The 22,200-nt window shown below is 37.9% G+C and carries 23 protein-coding genes; 9 read left to right on the top strand and 14 right to left on the bottom strand.

What is annotated here, in order from left to right; translation table 11 throughout:
- Window positions 1–1,734, top strand: coding sequence for a RagB/SusD family nutrient uptake outer membrane protein (locus BMX24_RS09380; protein WP_228404765.1), 1,734 nt, complete (start codon window positions 1–3; stop codon window positions 1,732–1,734).
- Between the two features lie 15 nt (window positions 1,735–1,749).
- Window positions 1,750–2,853 (top strand): metallophosphoesterase, encoded by a 1,104-nt coding sequence (locus BMX24_RS09385; RefSeq protein WP_089791872.1) that lies wholly within the window; start codon window positions 1,750–1,752, stop codon window positions 2,851–2,853.
- A gap of 96 nt (window positions 2,854–2,949) precedes the next feature.
- Here the strand turns inward: BMX24_RS09385 and BMX24_RS09390 are convergent, their stop codons facing one another.
- A complete protein-coding gene (locus BMX24_RS09390) occupies window positions 2,950–3,933 on the bottom strand; it encodes a quinone oxidoreductase family protein (RefSeq protein WP_089791874.1) in 984 nt (327 codons plus the stop codon).
- A gap of 154 nt (window positions 3,934–4,087) precedes the next feature.
- On the opposite strand from BMX24_RS09390, the gene BMX24_RS09395 reads away from it, so the two are divergent.
- Window positions 4,088–4,684, top strand: a complete 597-nt coding sequence (locus BMX24_RS09395) for a Crp/Fnr family transcriptional regulator (RefSeq protein WP_228404767.1) — start codon at window positions 4,088–4,090, stop codon at window positions 4,682–4,684.
- Between the two features lie 138 nt (window positions 4,685–4,822).
- On the top strand, window positions 4,823–5,185 hold the full coding sequence (locus tag BMX24_RS09400; RefSeq protein WP_089791877.1) for a nuclear transport factor 2 family protein: 363 nt from the start codon (window positions 4,823–4,825) through the stop codon (window positions 5,183–5,185).
- Window positions 5,186–5,715: 530 nt separating this feature from the next.
- Here the strand turns inward: BMX24_RS09400 and BMX24_RS09410 are convergent.
- The 8 genes from BMX24_RS09410 to BMX24_RS09445 all read right to left on the bottom strand — a co-directional run bounded on the left by BMX24_RS09410 (window position 5,716) and on the right by BMX24_RS09445 (window position 11,903).
- Window positions 5,716–6,576, bottom strand: a complete 861-nt coding sequence (locus BMX24_RS09410; RefSeq protein ID WP_228404770.1) for a hypothetical protein — start codon at window positions 6,574–6,576, stop codon at window positions 5,716–5,718.
- Window positions 6,577–6,633: 57 nt separating this feature from the next.
- Entirely contained in the window at window positions 6,634–7,482 is an 849-nt protein-coding gene (locus BMX24_RS09415) for a hypothetical protein (RefSeq protein WP_089791883.1), read from the bottom strand.
- A gap of 9 nt (window positions 7,483–7,491) precedes the next feature.
- Entirely contained in the window at window positions 7,492–8,406 is a 915-nt protein-coding gene (locus BMX24_RS09420; protein ID WP_089791885.1) for a hypothetical protein, read from the bottom strand.
- Window positions 8,407–8,482: 76 nt separating this feature from the next.
- Window positions 8,483–8,851, bottom strand: coding sequence for a transposase (locus BMX24_RS09425; RefSeq protein WP_089791887.1), 369 nt, complete (start codon window positions 8,849–8,851; stop codon window positions 8,483–8,485).
- The gene (locus BMX24_RS09430) at window positions 8,812–9,258 is read right to left on the bottom strand and encodes a transposase (protein WP_089791889.1); all 447 of its coding nucleotides are present in this window, start codon (window positions 9,256–9,258) and stop codon (window positions 8,812–8,814) included. Before BMX24_RS09430 ends, BMX24_RS09425 begins: the two co-directional genes overlap by 40 nt.
- An 84-nt stretch (window positions 9,259–9,342) precedes the next feature.
- The gene (locus tag BMX24_RS09435; protein ID WP_139176806.1) at window positions 9,343–10,143 is read right to left on the bottom strand and encodes a hypothetical protein; all 801 of its coding nucleotides are present in this window, start codon (window positions 10,141–10,143) and stop codon (window positions 9,343–9,345) included.
- Window positions 10,144–10,163: 20 nt separating this feature from the next.
- Window positions 10,164–11,069, bottom strand: coding sequence for a hypothetical protein (locus BMX24_RS09440; RefSeq protein WP_089791893.1), 906 nt, complete (start codon window positions 11,067–11,069; stop codon window positions 10,164–10,166).
- 18 nt (window positions 11,070–11,087) lie between these two features.
- Window positions 11,088–11,903, bottom strand: coding sequence for a hypothetical protein (locus tag BMX24_RS09445; RefSeq protein ID WP_089791895.1), 816 nt, complete (start codon window positions 11,901–11,903; stop codon window positions 11,088–11,090).
- 502 nt (window positions 11,904–12,405) lie between these two features.
- Here BMX24_RS09445 and BMX24_RS09450 point away from each other — a divergent pair.
- Entirely contained in the window at window positions 12,406–14,016 is a 1,611-nt protein-coding gene (locus tag BMX24_RS09450; RefSeq protein ID WP_089791897.1) for a tetratricopeptide repeat protein, read from the top strand.
- Window positions 14,017–14,021: 5 nt separating this feature from the next.
- Here BMX24_RS09450 and BMX24_RS09455 read toward each other — a convergent pair whose 3' ends face one another.
- Both BMX24_RS09455 and BMX24_RS09460 read right to left on the bottom strand, forming a co-directional pair.
- Window positions 14,022–14,825, bottom strand: a complete 804-nt coding sequence (locus BMX24_RS09455) for a helix-turn-helix domain-containing protein (protein WP_089791899.1) — start codon at window positions 14,823–14,825, stop codon at window positions 14,022–14,024.
- Window positions 14,826–14,906: 81 nt separating this feature from the next.
- Window positions 14,907–15,950: an SDR family oxidoreductase gene (locus BMX24_RS09460; protein ID WP_089791901.1), complete on the bottom strand. Its 1,044-nt coding sequence runs from the start codon at window positions 15,948–15,950 to the stop codon at window positions 14,907–14,909.
- 289 nt (window positions 15,951–16,239) lie between these two features.
- Here BMX24_RS09460 and BMX24_RS09465 point away from each other — a divergent pair, with 289 nt between their 5' ends.
- The 4 genes from BMX24_RS09465 (at window position 16,240) to BMX24_RS09485 (ending at window position 18,946) form a co-directional block, all read left to right on the top strand.
- On the top strand, window positions 16,240–17,028 hold the full coding sequence (locus BMX24_RS09465) for an SDR family oxidoreductase (protein WP_089792865.1): 789 nt from the start codon (window positions 16,240–16,242) through the stop codon (window positions 17,026–17,028).
- Window positions 17,029–17,034: 6 nt separating this feature from the next.
- Window positions 17,035–17,481, top strand: a complete 447-nt coding sequence (locus tag BMX24_RS09470; protein ID WP_089791903.1) for a DUF2147 domain-containing protein — start codon at window positions 17,035–17,037, stop codon at window positions 17,479–17,481.
- A 306-nt stretch (window positions 17,482–17,787) separates the two neighbouring features.
- Entirely contained in the window at window positions 17,788–18,030 is a 243-nt protein-coding gene (locus tag BMX24_RS09480; protein ID WP_228404772.1) for a hypothetical protein, read from the top strand.
- Between the two features lie 13 nt (window positions 18,031–18,043).
- The gene (locus tag BMX24_RS09485; protein ID WP_089791908.1) at window positions 18,044–18,946 is read left to right on the top strand and encodes a helix-turn-helix domain-containing protein; all 903 of its coding nucleotides are present in this window, start codon (window positions 18,044–18,046) and stop codon (window positions 18,944–18,946) included.
- Between the two features lie 176 nt (window positions 18,947–19,122).
- Here BMX24_RS09485 and BMX24_RS09490 read toward each other — a convergent pair whose 3' ends face one another.
- From BMX24_RS09490 to BMX24_RS09500, 3 genes are all read right to left on the bottom strand, one after another.
- A complete protein-coding gene (locus tag BMX24_RS09490; protein ID WP_089791910.1) occupies window positions 19,123–19,875 on the bottom strand; it encodes an SDR family NAD(P)-dependent oxidoreductase in 753 nt (250 codons plus the stop codon).
- Window positions 19,876–20,081: 206 nt separating this feature from the next.
- On the bottom strand, window positions 20,082–20,672 hold the full coding sequence (locus BMX24_RS09495) for a Crp/Fnr family transcriptional regulator (RefSeq protein ID WP_089791912.1): 591 nt from the start codon (window positions 20,670–20,672) through the stop codon (window positions 20,082–20,084).
- A gap of 136 nt (window positions 20,673–20,808) precedes the next feature.
- Entirely contained in the window at window positions 20,809–22,059 is a 1,251-nt protein-coding gene (locus tag BMX24_RS09500; protein WP_089791914.1) for a hypothetical protein, read from the bottom strand.
- Window positions 22,060–22,200 lie beyond the last annotated feature (141 nt).

Below are 22,200 nucleotides of genomic sequence, written 5' to 3' on the forward strand. Positions count from 1 at the left end.
ATGAAAAACTTTTTAAAAATATTTTTATTAATCATAATCACTTCGTGCTCAAGCTCGGATATGGATTTAGAACCACTTAACGGACCAACATCCGGAACCTTCCCTGCCTCTTATGAAGAAGGGAAAATGGGACTTTTTGCAGCGTATAGAAACTTAAGTACTTTAGATGCCGCCAGTACTCCGATGTGGCACGTGATGGATAATATTACGGATATCGGCTATGCAAGACCGGGAACCAATTACACATCCCCTATCACAAGTTCTCTTACCACGACCAATGCATTGGCCATAAAACCTTGGGAAGTTCACTATCAGACCATTGCAAGATGTCACGCCGTACTCGATAAACTGGATGGAATTGCAGGAATTACCGAAGCACAAAAAGCAGAACTTGGTTCGGAATTAAGATTTATCCGAGCTTACTGCTATTCTCAGCTTATTGAGCTTTACGGAGATGTTCCCCTACTAAAAGCATCAGTTACATTGAATAATGCCAATGTTCCCAGAACGCCTGTTGCAGAAATTCAGCAGTTTATTATTGATGAGCTTGGAGCTGTTGCCCCTCAGCTTCCGATCTCACAATCGCAGTTTGGAAATGTGCGCGCATCCCGTATCGCAGCCTTAATGCTAAAAGCCAGAGTCGAGCTTTATTCTAAGCAATACGCAGCAGCGGCGGTTACTTCAAAACAGGCTTTAGATGCAGCGGCAGGGGTTTATAGTTTGACACCATTTAATGCTTCTGTGAATTACGCAGGTAAAGATCATACCGTAGGAGAGCCGGATCCTAGTAATATATTTGGCCACAGCGGTTTTTCTAACAGCAAAGAATGGATTTGGGTTGCCGAATACAACATTAATGTACCCGGATATCTTCATAATCAGCAATATTATGCAGCATCCCGTTTGGGTAAAGGAGTTTGCTACTGGGGGCCGACTCAAAACCTTATTGATTCTTATGAAATGACAGATGGTTTATCCATACTAGAATCTCCTTTGTACGATGAAACAAACCCGTTTAAAGACAGAGATCCGCGTCTTGATATGTATGCTGTACGACCACATTCAAGATATTTGGGATACCAATTTGAACCGAATACATCTTTCGTAAAAATCAACAATTACTGGTCAGCCGGAGCGCCAACACAGGTTGCCAATGCTGATGCTACCAATGCCTATCGCTCTTTCAGCGGGTATCTTTGGAGAAAAGTGGTGGATATTGCTGATTTTAATTCTACTTCAGTAAGTGGAAATTCAGATTTAGGTGTTGGAATTTTCAGATTACCGGAATTACTATTGATTTATGCAGAAGCAAAAATTGAGTTGAATCAATTGGATAATTCTGTTTATGATGCGATCAACCAGATTAGAACACGTGCAAAAATGCCACTTTTAAACCCCGGAATGTCACAAGCTAAATTGAGAAAAGCCCTTCGATACGAAAGAAAAGTAGAATTGGCCAATGACGGACTAAGATGGTACGACATAAGACGTTGGGGCATCGCCAATACCGTGATGAACGGATATTTATACCTGAACCGCAACGCAAACAACTGGACAAAATCTGCCATAACAGGCTTTGATGAAAGTGCAAATCCTATCTATAATCAATCTCAGGCTTCGGTATATTTCACGACGCAGCAAGTGGTTTATAAAATCAATAAAGATGAATACTGGCCGATTCCGCAGTCTGAAATGGATGCAAATCCTAATTTAAAACAAAACCCCGGATATTAATTATAAAAAGAATATATGAAGAAGAATATATCACTATTGCTTGTACTGCTTTCTGCAGTACTTTTTGGACAGGAAAAATTTCACGCTCCAAAATTAGACAACGAAAAATCCTGGAGTATCATTCTGATCCCGGATACACAAAACTATGTAAAATGGAATCAAAATCAGCCCATTTTAGATCTTATGGTAAGATGGATTGAGGACAATATTTCCACCCTCAATATTAAAATGGTTTGCCAGGTTGGAGATTTGGTGGAACATAATAATATTCTTAATCAGGGATATGACGGAGATCAAAGTGCCGATGATCAATGGAAATCGATACAATCAATTTTGGGAAGATTGAACGGAAAAGTACCTTATGTAGCAGCAACCGGAAATCATGACTTCAGTATTAATGAAGAAGGCAGAAGATTTTCCCGTTATAACGAGTTTTTTCCTTCTAATTTTAATCGTTTAAATCAGAAATATTTAGCTCAAAACTTTTTTAATGATGCTGGAGCTCCAAGCATGGAAAATTCTGTTTTGGAACTTAAAGGATTAAATGGCCAAGACTATTTATTTTTAAGCCTTGAATTTGCCCCTAGAAATAAAGCGTTGGAATGGGCTAAAAAAGTGCTGGATATGCCTCAATACAAGAATCATAAATCAATTTTAATCACCCACGCTTTTCTGAATGAGAAAGACAAGAGAACGGATAAAGAAAATTCATGGTTTATGTACGAGCCTTTTCTGGTAAACAATGTTCCTCAAAAGTCAAAAACCATCGCCCTTCCGGAGTCTAATAACGGTGAGCAAATCTGGCAAAAACTGATACAGCCTTCTCAAAATCTTCAATTGGTACTAAGTGGCCATATCTCTGGTGAAGGTTTCCGTGTAGATTCTAATAAATATGGAAAAAACGTAAACCAGATGCTTTTTGATATGCAGAGTGAAGGCGGAGGTCATCGTAATGGCAACGGCGGCGACGGCTGGCTCAGAATTATTGAGTTTTATCCTGATAATAAAACGGTAAAAGTGAAAACCTACTCCCCTCTTTTCGGGATTTCTCCCGTTACTCAGAAAAATGCTTATAAGACGGATTCCAGAAATGAGTTTGTTTTTAAGTTTTCGGAATGATGATAGAGAATGATTAAAAATAAAAATCTAGTACAATTAACATACAGAGGAGGCCAGCTACAGCCTCCTTTTCTTTTGCTGTAATTTAGCATATCGTTAAATATGAAATATTATTGAACCCTTAGTACTCCCTGATTCAAGATCCTGATGAGCTTTTGCGGCTTCTGCCAGAGGATAAATTGTAGGATTAATATCTCCCAATGTACCGTTGCGTAATGCTTCAAACATATCTGCTGCAGCAATATTCACACTGGCTTTGTCCGGAAGATAGCTTCCCAACGTAGGACGGATCAACTTGATTTCCTTCGCATTTAAAATTTCATTATTAATTTCCGGTGTTCCTGAAGAAGAGCCGAATAACACGACGGTTCCGCCACTTTTGACCACTTCCAGAGATGGATTAAATGTTGCCTTTCCGACCCCATCAAAAACAGCATCTACTCCATTACCTTTTGTAAAACTTTTTACAGATTCAATTAAATCTTCTTTGTCGAGGGCAATAACGTGATCGATTCCGTTATTAAGTACATAGTCTTTCTTACCACTGCTTCCGACTGTTCCTATCACTGTAGCTCCCAAAGCTTTTGCCCATCTGCTTACCAATGAACCGACTCCTCCTGCTGCCGCGTGCACCAATATTACATCTCCCTGCTTTACCGGATATGTCTGTTTAATAAGCATTCTTGCGGTAAGACCTTTCGCCATAACTGCAGCTGCCTGATCAAAAGATACATCCTCCGGAAGTTTTATCAGTTCTGAGGCATCAATCAGTCTACGTTCTGCGTAAGCTCCCAGCGAGAAAAAATAGCCCACTCTGTCACCTGCTGCAAACTCTGTCACGTTTTCACCTACAGATTCTATAACTCCTGCAGCTTCGACACCGATGGTTGCAGGAAAGTTGCTCAACGGAAAACTTCCATTCCGAAACATAACATCCACAAAATTGAGTGCTATTGCTTTTTGTTGAATTAGCACCTGATTTCCTGTCGGTTGGCCAATTTTTTCTACATCATATTCAAGTACTGATGGTGAACCCTGTTTTTTGATCCGGATAACTCCGCTTTGATTATTTGTCTCCATTTTTTTTTAATTTTTAATTAATTTTAATAGGACAAAGTTGCATCAAGCCGAAAACATATACATTGACAAATGCAGTAACTTATTCTTGACATTTATCAATATGTTTAAAAATTTTCTTATTTTCATAGTATTATTAACCATTAATACTTTTCCATTGGCTTCAGTATCCTTTGAACCACTTTATACTTATATTGAATCTAAGTCTGCACTTACCTTAAGTGATGAAGAAAAAACATTGATTCAAAATACATTTAAACCCAAGCATCTCCGCAAAAGACAATATCTCTTACAGGAAGGAGACATCTGCAAGTATATGTCCTTTATCGTAAAAGGCTCCGGGCGAATGTTTTCGGTGAATGAAAAAGGACAGGAAAACATAATGCGCTTTGCTGTTGAAAACTGGTGGCTCGGTGATTATGAAAGTTATAATTTCAGCACCCCTTCACTTTATAATATTGAAGTTCTGGAAGATTCGGAAGTACTTATGGTCGAACACGGAAGTATGCAGGAACTCATGAAGGCTATACTGGCGGTCGATCTGATGATCAAAGAAATCGACAGAAGAGGAGCAGTGGCCACCCAAAAACGAATCCACTCTTCGATCAGCCATAGTGCCGAAGAACGTTATGATACCCTCATTAAAAACTATCCGGAATTTCTGAACCGTTTTCCACAAAGTATGATTGCTTCCTACCTTGGGATTTCACCTGAAACACTGAGCCGAATCAGGAAAAATATGCTGAAAAAATAATTCTGATGTCTCTGACTTGACAAAAGTCAATATTATTTCTTAATAAAAATCATCGTTGAAATGTGATGGCAACTCTTAATTTTACCATTGTAATTTTAAAGAATAACAACAATTAAATAACATTAAGAACCAAATATTATGAACACATCATCAACCCTTCTACAAGACAGTTTATTATTAATCTGGAACAATCGCAATTCAGCTGAAAGGATAGCTTTAATGGAAAAGATCTATGCCTCAGATATTACATTTTATGAAAGTAATGACAGTGAACCCTTTGTAGGAAAAGAATCCATTGATCAACTTATTCAGACACTCCAAAAGGACTGGCCTTCCGGTTTTGAGTTCACTCTTACCGACACTCCAAAATCAAATCATAATGTACAACAGATCAGTTGGCAACTGGGGATCCCAGGTCAGCAACCTGCTGCTACGGGTATGGACGTTGCCATCATTGAAAATGGTAAAATCAAAGCTTTATATTTATTCTTAAGACAATAACGTTTATATTTTTGAACTTTGTTTTATCAATTTATTAATGTACTTCTACAAGGGAAACATCTGTGTAGAAGTACATTTTTATTAGTTGTATTAATGTCAATTCGTTGCGGCAAATTAAAGATGAATATTTTCCATTTGTCTGCTCTATTTTCTGTATAATATTTATTATTTCCATAATGAATCTCTCGTAATTTTTTTCTTTAATTATATTTAAAAAAGCTTTCAGATAAAGCAGGACTGCTTTTGATATTTCCATTAACATTTATAGATTTTTTTTCGCTTTTGATCCTATAAATTTTGGAGATAGTTGTGAATAAAAACCTATGTCTTTAAAGTACCGAAAAAATCAAACAGAAGCCCCAAAAGAACAACTAATATGTATTTTGTAGAAAAAAATTACTCGTGTATAGAAAAAACTACAAAAATTATAAGTAATTAAATATTTATTGACTTTTTTGAATTATAATATATTCTTAATAAGAACTTTCATAATTCATATGCTTCACCAGAAGGAAAATTTTTATCACTTTTTACTGTTCAACTATAGTTAATGCATTATAAATTCCATTTCCTGAAGTGTCAAACTGACTTATTGTACCGTCAAACGCAACTGTAATCCAGGTAAAGGGTCTTAATTTATCTCCCTTGTTTAAGTAGACACTTACCGTACATGCCGAACCTACCGGAACTGCATTAGGGCTTGCTCCTGTGTCTGAAGCATAGCCATTATTTGTTTTTACCCTTTGTGTAATCGTACCGGAGGAATTTCTGACCTCCCAAATAGCCTCTGTTTGATTATTTCCTCCGGTATTTACCTGGCTGGATTGCAAAGCAAAAGTAAAAGTTGCAAAGTAAACACCCGCTCTGGGCGCAATAAATTCACCTGTAGACGGATTAAAATTAGAAGTAGGCACCCCCGAATCTGAATCTAATTTCTCTGTCCAATTCGTAATATAAGAAGACCTACGCTGAACGATGCCCGACTTTGTCCCTAATTCTGATGGTACTGTACTTTCAAATACGTACGTATCCTGAGTTGTCTTACTTGCCATTACTACAATACGGGGTTTTCCTTTTGGAAAAAAACTGATCCAATTGGTGCCATCAGAAAACTCAAGGTATCCCTTTACACCTATAGCTGGACTAGCGATATAACGCAATGCACCTGCCCCGGCCTGAACCGCAGTTTTATCCGTATTCCCCACCGCTATCGAGCCATTTATGCCGCTGCGCAGGTCTATGGCTACTTTCGGGTTTGTAACCAGTACTCCGATCCTACCATTCTTATCGATTATGACATTTCCTGCATCTGTTTTAATTTCGACAGGATTTATAGGATCCTGTACTCCTATTCCTATCTGAGCTTTGAGCTGAGTCACAAAAAGTAACATGACGATACCAGCTTTTAATAATCTAATCTTATTTTTTAATTTCATCATTTCTAAATTTTACAGTTCACTAATGCTTACATTATTTAATCTAGCATCATTCAGAGTATTTCTTGCGCTTCCTATATTATGCTTGATACTGAACTTTATTGTATCGTCTTTTTTAAGATTAAAAATAGCATTGCAATTACCGCTGATATAATTACTTACCGAACCTGCCTGAAATGCAGGATAAGAATTCACAGTCTTGAATACCGGAATATTCTCAGTATTCTGGTTGCTTTCTATTGCGGTTTCTATAAATGTATTTTTAGGAATATTTCCGCTTGCTAAGGTTATACTGAAAGAAACCAAATAGAATCCATCACGTGGAGCTTTAAAAATACCATTGGCAGGATCAAAATCTCCTCCCGCCACGGTTCCCAGATCCACAGTTTCTGTCCAGCCACTTATAAAGGTTGAAACAGAGCTTGAAATACTCTGAACAGAGCTTTTATTTGCATTGACAAGCGCCTTAGTGGGTGGAGCAAGTGGCAAAGAAATCCATTGCTCACCATCAGAATAATCTAAAAAACCACCCGCATTGTAACGTAAGGCTCCGGCTCCCGCTTCTGCAGCCGTTTGGGTATTGGTACCAATGCCAATAATGCCCTCATTATCTGCTGATCGAACATCCACTTTAGTTACAGGATTTAATACTCCCACTCCTAATCTTCCTCCCGAGGTTATTACTACATCATTGGATAACTTTGTGGCGTCCGGTATAGCACCATTGTCTTTTCCGGCATCTATATGTAGCGGGTGTACAGGATTGGGCGTAAAAAAACCTACCTGTCCGCTCATTTTGCCTGCAGAAAAAATTAAAACATACGCCAGTAATCTATATTTCATATTATCTCTATTTTTCATAATCGATTTTTAATGTTCAATAATGGTGAGATTATTAAATCCATCATCAGGATTTGCAGGATCCGATGAATTACTTGTAACTCTAAGTGAAACAGCACCTGATGAAAGATTTTGATATAACCTGGTCACCACCTTCGTCCCCGCAGCTAAAGTAAGCGTAACAGTACTTGAACCTCCTGCCTGCGTGGATCTTGTAGAATTGGCATCATCTGCAGTACCAGTCATGGACTGGCCGAATGTTTTATATACACTGGCCAAAATATTGCCAGTTACAGGATTATAGAACTGTGATTCTACCCTGGAACCATCATTGATAACGGTACCAGTAAAATTAAAGGTCAACAGAAAAGTGTATGTTCCGTCTCTGGGAGCTGTAAATTCACCTGTACCCGGAGTAAAACTATTACTCATATCACGAATAACATTCCAGTTTGTAATGACAGTAGCCGAACCCTGCGGTATTGATTGGCTTGTTATTTTACGCACAACGACTACCGCTTTTTGAGGGGCAACGTAGGCTTTATTCCAAACCGAGCCGTCCGATACTTCAATTTTTGCTCCTACCGGTATACTCGCCACATCATACCGTACTGCACCTGCACCTGCCGCGGAGGCAGCCATTGTCGTGGCACCTAAGCCCACTGCATTTTCCGTATCCGACGACCTCATGTCTAATTTTACGATGGGATTGAGAACACCAATACCCATAAATCCATTGGACTTACTGATCATAAGATCATTGGCAACTTGTGATCCCGTTGGTGTTCCGATACTTGCATTATCTCTGGCTCCATCTACGTGTAATGCTCCTTTAGGATTTTCGGTACCGATTCCGATCTGAGCATAGAAAAAACCAGAACAACAACAAAAGATTGAGAGTATTAATCTTTTATTGATTCCTTTATGTATTTGTATTAACGTCATTGATTATTGTTATTGTTAATTGAGAAATTCTTCATTGTATATGTGTTTAAATATGTTTTAGCGAAAAACTGAAATCTTACACCAAAAACTGGGTTCTCCATTTCATTATGGTATTCCGGCTCAATTTAAAATGCCTGGCAAGCTGAGAATTATTCAATTTATTTTTTTTCTGATATTCTAATATTTGAAAAATTGTCGACTTACTGTAAGATCTGTGGCTCTGGTTAAACTCCCTGTTTTCCTTGGAGTTGTGACTGAAGAGAATCTCATTGATCTCTATAATATCGAGTGTTGACAGGCTGCCTTTGGATAACAACTGATTACAGACGTCTTTTTTCTCGGGATATTTCAAATTAATAAGGTCGGTGTATATTCTTTTATAGTCAGGCCTTTTTCCTTCCTGCCCTATTCTTGTTTTTGTATGGGATGATATTTGTTTATCCATTTATATAAAGTCGTTTTGGGAATTTTATATTCTTCTGTGATTTGTCTTTTTGTTTTAGTACCATTTTCCATCTGTTCTAATATAAAATCCACGATCTCTCTGGTGTAAATATTTTTCCTGTAATACGGAAGTAAGGATTTTGCATTTGTCACACTATTATAATGAGCATTGGATTGGGGAGCATATAAGATCAGATGTTGTGAATACACCCTGAAAAAATCGTACTCCAGCAAAGTACTTAGTCTCAGCAGTGTTTCAGTATCCAGGGATTTTTGGGATTGCATTGTCTCCCATTCCTGGCCGGTACATTTTAAAAATTTACATATCCGGAGTGCATCCATCCTTTTTTCTTCAACTCGCTTGCTCACAAGATCTCCTATATGGATGTTTTTAAGGTCAAGAATCATGTGCGAAATATTTTTTATTGCTTTTTAATTGGTGCGATATGAAAGTCAAGTTTCCTCTTGTTTTTATAGAATAATTAACCTGACTTACAATATTCTTTCAACACTTACGCTGCTTTCAGGTGTTCCACCAAAATTGTAGCTGCTGATCGACCATGATGAGCCATCCAGCACCAGACGAAATGTTATATCATTATTGACATCCAGGAACAATACACCGTCGGCAGAAGCAAGATAAGTTCCTACATTGATAAAGGGCGATGCTTTACCGGACATATATGCTTTCTCTACCCCATTGACAACCACAACAATAGTGATTCGGGCTCCGTTAAAATCAAACCCGGCCGTAAAACCACTGAATAATACATTGAAGTTGATCCTGTATAGCCCTTTCTGTCTTATCCTGAAAGTTTCAGAATTTCTCACAACAGATAAATAATCAGAAAATTGGGAACTGTTGCCGGGAACAGAAAATTTCAGATTATCAGAGCTGCAGAGCTGCAAAAGCTGTCCGAAAAGATCAGAAGTTGAAAGGCAGGTCATATTGGTACTGTTAATACTCGCCCGTGTCCAGGTTGTGGAGCTGTTTTTGGTATTGAATGCATTTTCCCACTTTGTTCCGTCATAAACCCTGGTAATGCTTTCTGCTTTATTGTACATCAGCATAGCTTCCATCGATGCATCATCATCATATTTATCAGGTTGTGAAGCGTTGTATTTCGGTAGTATCGTTTCATTTTCTGCAACAGGAAATATGAGTACTTTTTGACCGGAATTCCGAAGTTCCAACTGAGTATGACTGCTCGAAACCGATGCCCCTCCTATGGCAATCTGAGAATTTGCCAAGAAGAACCCCAACGAGCATATTATTGTTAAATATTTTTTCATGTGTTTAATTATTATTGGGATTATCTTAATTTTTGAATACTGATAAAGGTTTCTGTATGATCCACGGAATTTGAAAAGGTAGACAATACAGAATCCGTATTTACGGCAGCCTGAAGCCTGATCCGTGAATTCGCAGGCAATGTGACCGAGGCAGATACGCTGGCACTTTTATTTCCTCCCTGTCCCAAATCGATAAAAACTCCTCCGTATAGCCTGGTTTCTTCAAATGCCAGAGTAGACCAGGTTGTTCCGCCGTCATAGCTCACATCGATACTTACCCAAAATGTAGCATCCTTCCCTAGAGAACCTAACGAAAAGCCCTCAAATCCGGTCACTCCAGAAATATGATAGAGTCCGGCTTGCGGAATCTGGATAACATTATCACTGCCGTTTGTTGGCATTGTTGTACCGAGGTTATTCACCAATAGCTGAGACCTCGCTATCACAGGAGAAAGTGAAATGGTCTGCTTGCTGTTGCTGCCAAAAAGCGCTAAAACACTGCAGGTACTTATCGTAATAGGTGTAAACGGCGGAAAAGGATTGGGCACTTGTATTCCGAGACAATTCCATGTTTTGGAAGCACCGGCTTTTCTTCTTGTAAGGAAAGGATTGTACCATCCGCCAAGCTGAAGTGCAGGAATCCAGGTTGTACCGTCATATTTATAATACTGCTTGTCTTCTTTATTGTATAAAACAGCTCCTTCCAAAGCAGGTTCATCATTAAAATAATCTTCAACCGTATTATTATACAATGGAAAAGCGGTAATATCCTCTGCGCGGGTAAAAATAACACCTTTGGTGGCATCTTTTATATCCAGTAAAGCATTTGGATGAGCAGAACCAGCAATCTTGGAGATCATGACCTGCGCATCAGAAAAAGTTGCAACCATTAAAGCTGCAGCCAATATGTATATTTTAGAATGCATATTATAAAAATTAATGGTTTATAGAACAATTTTTTCGAAGATCAGCTCACCTGTACCGTAGGTATTATTGTTTTGAAAGCTTGTTGATGAATTCACCAGGGGTGAAAATCCTGACTGCATAAAACCTTGTAAACGGAATTTTTCACCTGCATTAACCTGCAGAACGATAGATCCGTTAAAAACAGGCGAATATCCGAGGTTATCATTATCACTTGTAAAAGATTTAGAATCAATCGTTGAAAATACAGTAGGTGTTGCAACAGCTGATTTTTGGAGTCTCAATTGAATCTCATCTGTATTCAGTCCGTTGAAAGTTGCATACGATCGGTAGGTAATCCTGTACACCCCTGTTTCATTTACAGTTACAATATTCGACGCCAGGGAAAGATGAATAAAGCTTCCCTGAAAATCTAAACTTCCATTACTGACAAGCGGTATTATTCCGGTAGCCGTACAGCCATAAGGAGGCAGAAATCCTCCGTTACAAGAAAGATTCAAATTGGAAGATCGTGAAAAATGAGCCAAATACTGCGGCCTGATCTCAACGACATAATTATAGATACTGGACCAATTGGTTCCGTCATGTTCATAAACAGTCGCATTGGTTTTACTGTATGCCACCGCACCTCTGTAGTTATTATCATTATCAGGGTCTGCAGCATCGGTAATTTGTGAGACAACAGGCAACAGCACTGCTTTTGAGGGAGTGGAAGATTTTACATCCAGAATCGAATTTTTATGAGGTTCATGATCGGAAGGATCAGGAGCGATAGCTATTTGGGCCTGCCAAAAAGCTCCATACATAAATAGTGAAATAAAATAGTGTTTTTTCATCTTGATTTTTTTTAATCAATACAAACGTAGATCGGATCAATTCCTTTTTTTCAAAAGCAAAAGGTTTTTAATCATTGTTTAGTGTGTGTGTTTTTAGAATCTGTCTATTTTAGGAAGACCCGAATAATTTTTTGATTGAATTATGCTGCAATGTTAGATACTTTTAGAAGAGAAATCAAATGATAGGCGTTGTAAATTCGGAAATCCCAACTTGAAAAATATTAATTGAAAATTGTCATACAATTCATATTTTACATCATTACCAATCAAAATAAGTCGTATTTTTAACAGTAAAGAGTATCTTGTAAAAAAAGTTGTATTTGTATAAAAAGCACAAACAGTAATCTAGAAAAAACGGCAGCCTTTAAAAATATTTAAACACTTAAAAATCAATATTTTAAACCATAAAAACAACGTTATAATTTCGGAATTCATTACATGCAATACCATAAGTAACAAGTTAAATAGTTTTAAAATTGCAACCCTAAAAAAACTCAACGAAATGATGCTGATAAAAAAAATTATTCTCTTTTTGGCATGCACGATTCTCAGCTTCACAAAAGCACAGAACTATACCGAATCTCAAATTGATGCTGAAATTAAAAAAGCCAGAATATTGTCGATCAATAAACCCAATAAAAGTATTGAGCTTTGCACAAAAATATACCGTATTTCTAAGGATATGGGGTACAAAAAAGGGATGCTGGAATGCAATAATATCCTTATGGCAAAACTGTATGATGCCGGTGATTTCAAAAAGGTTGTTGATATCAGCAGAGAAGCAGAGACGCTTGCCAAAGAAATAAATGATAATGTGACATTATCAAATACGTACAGGCTTAGAGGTGCTTCTTACACGGAATTGGGGTTTAATGATGAATGTCTGAAAGAATTAAAAAAAGCTTTGCGTACCGCCGAAAAAATTACATCAAAGAACGATAAAAATTATTTAGAAGCACTTATATATACAGGATTTGGAAGTTATTCCGCTCACATCAACGCACCGATGGACTCTCTCATCTACTACGCTGAAAAAAGTTTAAAAAGCACCATGGCTATTTATGAAGATAAAAATTTTGTTACTAAAAAATATTACAACCTTGCTGTATCTTATATGAATTTGGGAATGCTGAGTGTTGCGACCAACCGCATTAAAGATGCAGAAATGTACCTGTCGAAATCTCTGGAAATATCCCAAAACGAAAAATATCTTGTTAATAAAAATATTGAAGTGACTGTTCTCAATGAGTTTGCATGGTTGTATTATGATCAAAAAAAATACAAAGAAGCAGTTCGTTACGCAGAACGGGCAGAAGCTTTGGAAAAACGGATCAGTATTCCCTATATCCGCAGGGATATTTATGAAGTGTATTTCAAATCATATGTGGAACTGGGAGAAAAAGAAACTTCCAAAAAATATATGAATCTTTACACGAAGCTCAATGACAGCCTCGTTAATGTTGAAAAAAAGGCGATCAACACTCCTGTGAAGCAGATTATGAGTGAGCAGGGAGAAAGTTATACAAACAATATCCAAAGAATTATACTCATTGCATTAGGCCTGCTTATCTCTGTATTGGCCGTCGGTTGGTTTTTCTGGAGAAAAAACCAAAATAAAATTCATGAAAAATATAAAAATGTTATTGCAAATCTTAAAAATGAAGCAGATGCAAAACAATCCGGATTTACGTTAGCCGAAACTGATGATAAGGTCGCAGAGAATACGCTTAGTATATCTGAAGATACAACAACGGAGTTATTACGTAAACTATCCAAGTTTGAAAAATCCGAAAAATTTCTAAAAAAAGATACAAATCTCTCCTCACTTTCAAATATGCTGAATACCAATCCGAGGTACCTTTCGGAAATTATAAAACAGCACCGGGGCAAAAATTTCAATAATTATCTCAATGGCTTGCGGATACATTACATTACGAATAAATTATATGAAACCCCCGTTTTCAGAGAATATAAAATAAGTTATCTGGCAGAATTCTGTGGTTTTTCTTCCAGGGAAGTTTTCGCTGTTATATTTAAAAAGGAAACAGGCGTTACTCCTTCCTATTTTATAAACCAACTCAAAAAAGACAATGGCCAACCAGAAGTTGTATAAAAAATTCATCGGTTCATGTCGCTCTTTTGGATCAATTGCGTTGGCGGATGTCCGAACAGTTTTTTAAATGCAAAGGAGAAATGGGAGAAATTTTCAAAACCTAGATCAAGGTAAATCTCAGAAGGCTTTTTTCTTTTTTTATCGATAAGATAATAAGCTTCTTCCAGTCGTTTCTGTACAAGCCAATGCTTTGGAGTTGTATGAAAGATTTTTTCAAAGTCACGTTTGAAAGCAGATAGACTTCTGCCTGTAAGGTAAGCAAATCGCTCAATGCTCACATTGAACCTGTAATTACGGTTCATAAACTCCTCAAGGTTTATTTTCCCGGGATTGGTAAAGTCAAAAAAAACATTGGCAAGCTGCGGGTTTACCTTCAGAAGCACCAACAAAAGTTCGGTTTGCTTGACATTTAAAAACTGTTCATCTATGATTCCGTTATCATTAAAATAAGGAGTGATAGATTCCATAAAATTTTTGACCAGCTTATCTTTAGCCAATGGAATAATAGCACCGGTTGTTTTGTTCTCTTCAGCAATGAACCCATAAGTATCGTTGAAAGCTTTTAAAAAATCCTGTTCGAATAAAATAAATATCTTTTTGAAAGCACCCTCATCAGGCTGCTTGGTATATTTTGCCAAGTGGTTTCTTCTGCCTATACCATAATCGCCGGCTCGGATTTTATACTCCTTATGTCCATCATAGACAAGCATTGAACCCGAAATGAGATACATAAAGCAATGGTCGGGTATAAACTGCTCCGTACTGGGAGAAGGACTCATATAACAGGTGGCAATACTTGATTCTTTCATACTATAAATTTATTAATTATTATTTTGTGAGCTGCTTTAAAATTTTACGTGAAGCATATCAGTTATAATAACTTTCATTTCCTATTTTTTTATTAAACCTAGCTGTAACATAGAGTCTGCCGTTGCCATAATTGCGTCTTCATTGGAACGGGGCGACCAATTTAATAATTGCTTTGCTTTATCACCACTCGTTTCTGCATATTTACCAAGTAATGTAGCCAGCATCCGTAACGATGGGTTGAACTTGGCTGCTATCCTCACGATCCAGTTGGGCATTTCTTTGGTGGGAACTTTTGCTGCCACCTCACCTAGATTTTTCTTTAATATTTGAGCTATGTCGAGCATTGATAGCGCATTGCCCGTGGTAGCCAGAAATCTTTCGCCGTTAGCTTTCGGATGGGTCATGGCAAGCAGATGCAGATCAGCAACATCACGAACATCCACATAACAGCAATACACTTTCGGACACGCTTTTATCTCACCTTCCAGCATTCTTCTCACCACCTGATTGGAGTGGGAATAATCTGTTCCGAGTACAGGCCCCATCACCGCAACCGGATTGACCGTTGAAAGTTCAAGCCCACCACCCTCGTTATGTATAAACTCCCATGCGGCTTTCTCGGCAATCGTTTTTGATTTTTGGTAAGGATGAAGATTTCCTTTAAGATTAGACCAGTCTTTTTCAGTATAAGGTGTTGTACGATTCGTATTTCCCATACCCACAGCTCCATAGGCCGATGTCAAAACAACTCGCTTTACACCGGCAGCTCTTGCAGCTCTCAGAACCCTTAATACACCGTCTTTTGCAGGATTGATCATTTCATCCTCATGCTTATAATTAACAATAGGTGTTGGAGATGCTACATGCAGAACGTAGCTGCAGCCCTGCACTGCCTTATCCCAATTTTCATCTTTCGAAAGGTCGGCCTCTATAAACGAGAGATTTTCAAATAAGCTGATACCTCCTTTCTTTAGCATATCCTTCACCTCATTCTGCCTGTTAAGGGAGCGTAATGTTGCTCTGACTTTATAACCTTGTTCAAGTAACTTTATGATACAATGAACAGCAATGAAACCGGAGCCGCCTGTTACCAGGACGTTTACTCCATTATTTGAATTTGTCATTTTCTTTGAATTTATAGTACAAAGATCGCATGGAAAGCCAGTAGCTTGTTTTGCTGAAAAGTCCAAATGTATTGTCTTGAAAAGTCCATGAATCTTAAAAGGTTTATTTTAAATAGCAACAGAATGTAAGAGAATACTCCAATCTTCAATTTTTTTACTTGTTATTGCCGTAGGTATCTGAATCTATATTCCTTTTGACTACAACATTGCGACTTTACACTACACCCGTTTTCTTATGTCGTTGCAATTTTGCATTAAAGAAATACTATATAATCAAAAATCAAAAAAAATGGATTTAAAAAACAGTACAATACTGATTACCGGCGGTTCCAGCGGTATCGGCCTTGAAATGGTAAAACAACTCAGTGAGCAGGACTCGAAGATCATCATCACAGGGAGAAACCTTGACAATTTAAAGGAAACAAAAAAGAAATTTCCGGAAGTACACATATTCCAAAGTGATGTAAGTAAACCACAGGACATCGAAGAACTGTATAAAGCGGTCACCACGCAATTTCCTGAACTCAATATCATTATCAATAATGCAGGCCTCATGCGGTTGATCGACGTACAGGATCAGACACTTGATCTGGAGAACGTCAACCGTGAGATTGCCACAAACCTCTCCGGCACGGTTCAGATGACCCACCGTTTCCTCCCCCATTTGCTTCGAAAAAAATCGGCAGCAATTGTAAATGTTTCATCTGCTATCGCATTTATGCCTTTCACGATAGCTCCCATCTACAGTGCCACCAAGGCAGGGATACACGCCTACACACAGGCACTGCGGTTGCAGCTCGAAGAAACAAACGTGAAGGTTCTGGAAATCATCCCTCCCGGAGTGAATACCAACCTACAAAATGGCTGGGTCATTCAACCCAAGGAAAGCCAGATGATGGATGTCGATAAAATGGTAAATATCATTATCAAAGGACTATCCAAAGACAAAACTGAGATTATGCCTCCATTGATCCGCGTCATAAAATTGGCAAGCAGGCTTATTCCCGGATTGCTGATCAGGTTTGGTCACGGAGAATTTAAGAATTTTAAAAAAATCAATCATAACAATCAAAATTAATATCAAATGAAAAAATCGCTTTTAATAGTTATACTGCTTATGGTATCGATCGTATCATTTGCTCAGAAACTTCCCGCCGATAAAATCATTGGTGTGTGGCAAAGTATCGACTCTGATACCCAACTGAAATTTGAATTTTATAAATCAGGTGATAAATATTTCGGGAAATTATTATTTGCCTCAAATATGTATGAAGCAGATGGCAAGACCTTTAAAAAAGACTTTAAAAATCCTGATAAAAAATTACGGAACAGATCAAGATACGGTATTACCAATATCACCAATCTTACCTATGACGAAGGTGAATATACCGGCGGCAATCTTTACAACCCCGAGGAAGGAAGGAATTATCGTGTAAAAGCCAAATTGAAAAACGAGAATGAGATGGAGTTCAGAGGGTACATAGGAATCTCTTTATTGGGTAAAACAATGAAATTTAAAAAAGTAAAGTAAAATGAAAAATAATAATGACAAGCTATCGAGGTTTTGGTTCATTGTTTCCAATGCTCTGCCTCCCATAGGTTTTTTTCTGTATTTTAAACACAGGAACCAATATCCCAATAAGGCCAAAAGTGCCCTGCAAAGCGCTGCAATAGGAATACCCATTGCGCTGGTCGGGGGCTATATCCTAAACAACTATATCCTAAAATGATAAAGAATATAATTTCGTTGGCGCTACTGATCATTTCTGTGTCGCTAAGTTTCAAACATGGATGGGACACGTTCAATTATAGGAACAATCCCGAATCGGTCAAAATAATGAACGAGTTGGGTATAAATGAATCGTTCATTCCTTTCTTTGGTGTTTTGGCGGTTGCAATTGGAATACTGCTGCTGATACCAAGAACATTTTTCCTGGGCAATATGCTGAACGCAATTTCTATACTTTTGATAATGGCATTGGCATTACGCTCGGGAAACTACAAAATGGCTCTGATCGAGATCCCGTTTTTAGTGATGCCCTTATTGATGATCTGGCTTAAATATCCCTTTAAAAATTAATTATCTTTACATTATGGAAAAGTTTACACCATACAGAATTCAATCCATAGCCGAAATCCATAGGTTGATGGGATACGAAAAGCCGTACCATCCCCTCATTGGTATCGTGGATTTGGCTACGCTCCGGGATAATCCGGGTATCAATGCCGTGATTTTTGATCTGTATGTAATTGCACTCAAAAGAGGATGCGATAAACTCATGTACGGGCAGCAGAAATATGATTTTGATGAAGGGCTGATGGCATTTATGTCTCCCGGACAGGTACTAAGAGGCGAAGAAGGCGGTGTACCAAACAACCTGGAAGGATGGATGCTGTTTATCCATCCGGACTTTTTATGGAACACTTCGCTTGCAAATAAAATCAAGCAGTATGAGTTTTTTGGCTACGCGAGCAATGAGGCCCTGTTTCTTTCCGATAAAGAGGAGAAGCTCATCAATCTTATCATTGATAATATTAAGGGTGAATACAGATCCAACATAGACAAATTCAGCCAGGATGTAATCATTGCACAGCTTGAATTACTCCTGACATATGCTCAACGGTTTTATGAAAGGCAGTTTATTACCCGAAAAATAACCAACAGCAAAATTTTGGAGCGTCTGGAAAGCATCCTTGAAGATTATTACAGACAAGAGCTGACTGTAGGCCTACCTACAGTGCAATTTGTAGCCGAAAAACTGAATATTTCGGTAAAATATTTAGGAAGTCTGCTCAAACAACTTACAGGACGTAGCACGCAGGAGCATATCCACGAGAAGATCATTGAAAAAGCGAAAGAAAAACTTTCGACAACAAACCTGACAGTGAGTGAAATTGCATACGAACTGGGCTTTGAGCATTCGCAGTCGTTCAGCAAGCTGTTCAAGGCGAAAACCGATCAAACACCCTTGAAATTTCGGCAATTTTTTAACTGACGGCTTTCTATAAATCTATGATTTCAAAGGTTTTTATTGTTATGAATATGCTGGTTTTTCTGTACATCTATTAATTTAAATAAAAATGCCAAATGATTTAATTGTCACCTGGCATTTTTTGGCATTATAAAATTACTGAGATCAGATCATCTTCTGGTGATAATAATTAATTTACATTATTTTACCAGATAAGTCATACCTCCATCAACAAGCAGTTCGGCACCCAGCATAAATGAAGAGTCTTCGGAAGCAAGAAATACTGCAGCTTTTCCAATATCGAAAGGCTTCCCGATCCTACCAGCCGGTACAACATCTGCGAACTGCTGCTTTACAGCATCTACTTGATCGGCAGGAATAAACTTATTAAATGCCGGAGTATCCGTAGTACCAGGTATAATAACATTAGCCCTGATTTTTCTGTCTAAAAGGTCACTAGAAAGCCCTTTTGCCAGGTAGATTACAGCAGATTTTGCAGCTCCGTAAAGCGTAAAAGAAGCATAGGCACGGTGTGCTGCATTGGATCCGATAAGAATAATAGAACCACCGTCATTCATATATGACAAAGCTTTTTGAACCGTGAAATAAACAGCTTTCAGATTTAAATTCATTAATTGATCATAATCTGCTTCAGTGGTATTTGCCACAGTTCCCACCGCTCCGGCACCTGCATTCGGGACAAGAATATCTATTTTACCAAATTTTTCAGAAGTTGTTTTAAATATTCTTTCCAATTCTTCAACATTGGTCACATCGGCATTAATTCCAATAAAACCATCCCCAAGAAGCTTTAAGGAACTATCTAAAGTTTCCTGATTTCTCCCAACAATTGCCCCTACTGCACCTTCACTTTTCAATGCTTCTGCAATACCCAAACCTATACCGCTGTTACCTCCAGTGATCACTGCAACTTTGTTTTTTAATTTACTCATAATTGTACATTTTAAAATTTTCAGAAATTATGCTCTGAATTACTGTACAAAGGTATTTTGTCACCAGAAATGCATTCTTGACCTGTATCATTAAATACACTTGACAAAAGTCAATTCAAGGGCTTTGAACTGAATGAAATTATTTCACCGAAAAAAATGTAAATGGTATATTAAAATAGAATTAGAGAAGAAACCGACATTTAGGTTTATTTTAAATTTATTTTTTTCCTCAACCTACTCAGGGTTTCAGGAGACAAACCTAGATAAGAAGCGATGACATTAAGAGGAAAACGCATGAGAAAATGCGGATAATTTCTGACGAAATCTGCATAACGTTCTTCAGCTGTATAACTGATTGCGGCCTGCACCCTTCTTTGATTCGCGATTGCATGATTCTGCTTAACAACCTCCATCATCGCTGAAAAAGCCGAGATCGGTTTAAAAAACTCTTCAACCTGCGCATTTGTCACCTGCAACACTTCAAGATCCTCCATTGCTTCTATATTATAATGACTCGGTGTCAGTTGATAAAAACTTTCAAAATCAGCCAACCACCAGTTTTCAATACTTAATTTCAGGATATTTTCATTTCCTTCTTCATCCACAGAAAATGTTTTGGCAGATCCTTTCACAATAAAACCTGTGTATTTGCATACATCGCCCTCCTGCAGAAAATATTGTTTTCTTCTGAACTTTCTAGGCTTCATATGCGTCTCAATCACGGATTTCTCATCCTCAGAAAGAATTTCTCCGGACAGCTTTTGAATATAGTCGTAAAAAACTTCAAAATTGGACATTTACAAATATCTATTAATTTGCAATATACTAAGACGTGGTTTTAAAACAAAATCATTTTTAAAAGACATTAAAATAGAAAAGAGACAGTCTTTTGAGACTGCCTCTTTTATTAATAATCTTTAACACATATTTCTTCTATTCATATTTAGAAAAATCAACCGCAAATATGCATCGATTGACCTGACTTCCATTCTGTGCTCCGGCATTAGGTTCAAATTCCGTCAAACTCCATAAGTATCCATATTGAGATTCATAATAGAGAGATTCGGCTCCATAAGGCCAGCGGAAACGTACCGTATCATCGGCTCCATCGGTATAACGGGCTAATCTTGCATTGGAACCATAAGAATTGCTTGGTGATCCGGTACAAGAAAGCCATGTTCTGTTCCCTTTTCGGAAAACTCCTTGTATTCCGTGAGCGTGATTATCTGTGAAAAGGCTGTTCTTTGGAGTAACTGCCACAATTCCCGTATTTTGAAGTGTTCCGTTTGCATCAACAGGAAAACCGAATACTTGAGGAACAATGCTTGCATCGGCACTGCCCGCATAGTACTGTCCTGTCCAGAACTGCGTTCCTTCATCATTGACCTGAATGGTAGAGAAAGGACTAGCATTGTTGATCTTCTGGTATCCTATCTGAGGCAAAATATACCGGTAATTGAAGGCAAATAAATTACCGTTGGCATCTTTCCCACATTTATCATTGGTTGTGTCACCTGTACTTACTTCAATTATTTTATTCAAATCGAATACACGAACACCTAAATTGGTGCTGCTGAGATATATTTTGTCTTTAAAATAAGCAATTCCACCAGCATGTACATTCAATGGCGCATAAGAGCCATATTGTGAATAGGTTGTTGTACTTGCCGGAATATCTGGCTGCACCAACAGAATATGACGATACGTAAGATAAGTACTTGAACTCGGGCTAATGTCAATCAGAGTGATGCGGGAGCCTTTATACTCAGCGTCATCTTTTGCATACCAACTCACCAACAGATAACGAACTCCATTTTTGGTAAAACCCGCAATTCCCTGGGGTCTCCAGATCGATGTCGTTTCATCATCGGTATTCCAACGGATTCCTCTTACTCTGTTTTCTTCAGGAATATTGAATCCGTAAACCTCGGTGTAAGCATTTCCGCCTATAGCCTGACGGTTTTTATCGATCTGAGATGGGTTTAGAAAGCCAAAGCCAGAGTTGATGTAGGAGCTTGTATCTACATAAGCATTCACACTTACGTCCGCAGCCGTTTTATTGGCATTTGTTTTTGAAGAAACCTCTTCTGCCATTGAAGTTGAGGAAATTTGATCGTTCTGGCATCCGATGGCCGTCACCGCAAGCATAAGCATCCATCCAAGGAATTTTTGTCTTTGAATCATGATTAATTTAATGTATTTAATAGTTTTTTGAATTGCTTGCGAAGCTATCGGATTCTCTTTTTATTTATATCACATAAGCGTTAATTATGTATTAAATTTATGATTCCGGCACCACTTAAGGATTATTTCAAAAGGGATGAT

The organism is Chryseobacterium wanjuense (genome assembly GCF_900111495.1).
In the GTDB taxonomy this organism is placed as follows: domain Bacteria; phylum Bacteroidota; class Bacteroidia; order Flavobacteriales; family Weeksellaceae; genus Chryseobacterium; species Chryseobacterium wanjuense.

What these genes read in the sequence shown, in the direction of transcription:
- BMX24_RS09450 (WP_089791897.1), top strand. Translation starts at nt 12,406, where the DNA reads ATGATGCTGATAAAAAAAATTATTCTCTTTTTGGCATGCACGATTCTC.
- BMX24_RS09470 (WP_089791903.1), top strand. Translation starts at nt 17,035, where the DNA reads ATGAAAAAATCGCTTTTAATAGTTATACTGCTTATGGTATCGATCGTA.
- BMX24_RS09490 (WP_089791910.1), bottom strand. Translation starts at nt 19,875, where the DNA reads ATGAGTAAATTAAAAAACAAAGTTGCAGTGATCACTGGAGGTAACAGC.
- BMX24_RS09460 (WP_089791901.1), bottom strand. Translation starts at nt 15,950, where the DNA reads ATGACAAATTCAAATAATGGAGTAAACGTCCTGGTAACAGGCGGCTCC.
- BMX24_RS09440 (WP_089791893.1), bottom strand. Translation starts at nt 11,069, where the DNA reads ATGCATTCTAAAATATACATATTGGCTGCAGCTTTAATGGTTGCAACT.
- BMX24_RS09400 (WP_089791877.1), top strand. Translation starts at nt 4,823, where the DNA reads ATGAACACATCATCAACCCTTCTACAAGACAGTTTATTATTAATCTGG.
- BMX24_RS09465 (WP_089792865.1), top strand. Translation starts at nt 16,240, where the DNA reads ATGGATTTAAAAAACAGTACAATACTGATTACCGGCGGTTCCAGCGGT.
- BMX24_RS09455 (WP_089791899.1), bottom strand. Translation starts at nt 14,825, where the DNA reads ATGAAAGAATCAAGTATTGCCACCTGTTATATGAGTCCTTCTCCCAGT.
- BMX24_RS09430 (WP_089791889.1), bottom strand. Translation starts at nt 9,258, where the DNA reads ATGATTCTTGACCTTAAAAACATCCATATAGGAGATCTTGTGAGCAAG.
- BMX24_RS09495 (WP_089791912.1), bottom strand. Translation starts at nt 20,672, where the DNA reads ATGTCCAATTTTGAAGTTTTTTACGACTATATTCAAAAGCTGTCCGGA.
- BMX24_RS09420 (WP_089791885.1), bottom strand. Translation starts at nt 8,406, where the DNA reads ATGACGTTAATACAAATACATAAAGGAATCAATAAAAGATTAATACTC.
- BMX24_RS09415 (WP_089791883.1), bottom strand. Translation starts at nt 7,482, where the DNA reads ATGAAAAATAGAGATAATATGAAATATAGATTACTGGCGTATGTTTTA.
- BMX24_RS09380 (WP_228404765.1), top strand. Translation starts at nt 1, where the DNA reads ATGAAAAACTTTTTAAAAATATTTTTATTAATCATAATCACTTCGTGC.
- BMX24_RS09425 (WP_089791887.1), bottom strand. Translation starts at nt 8,851, where the DNA reads ATGGATAAACAAATATCATCCCATACAAAAACAAGAATAGGGCAGGAA.
- BMX24_RS09500 (WP_089791914.1), bottom strand. Translation starts at nt 22,059, where the DNA reads ATGATTCAAAGACAAAAATTCCTTGGATGGATGCTTATGCTTGCGGTG.
- BMX24_RS09385 (WP_089791872.1), top strand. Translation starts at nt 1,750, where the DNA reads ATGAAGAAGAATATATCACTATTGCTTGTACTGCTTTCTGCAGTACTT.
- BMX24_RS09480 (WP_228404772.1), top strand. Translation starts at nt 17,788, where the DNA reads ATGAACGAGTTGGGTATAAATGAATCGTTCATTCCTTTCTTTGGTGTT.
- BMX24_RS09410 (WP_228404770.1), bottom strand. Translation starts at nt 6,576, where the DNA reads ATGTTACTTTTTGTGACTCAGCTCAAAGCTCAGATAGGAATAGGAGTA.
- BMX24_RS09485 (WP_089791908.1), top strand. Translation starts at nt 18,044, where the DNA reads ATGGAAAAGTTTACACCATACAGAATTCAATCCATAGCCGAAATCCAT.
- BMX24_RS09390 (WP_089791874.1), bottom strand. Translation starts at nt 3,933, where the DNA reads ATGGAGACAAATAATCAAAGCGGAGTTATCCGGATCAAAAAACAGGGT.
- BMX24_RS09445 (WP_089791895.1), bottom strand. Translation starts at nt 11,903, where the DNA reads ATGAAAAAACACTATTTTATTTCACTATTTATGTATGGAGCTTTTTGG.
- BMX24_RS09435 (WP_139176806.1), bottom strand. Translation starts at nt 10,143, where the DNA reads ATGAAAAAATATTTAACAATAATATGCTCGTTGGGGTTCTTCTTGGCA.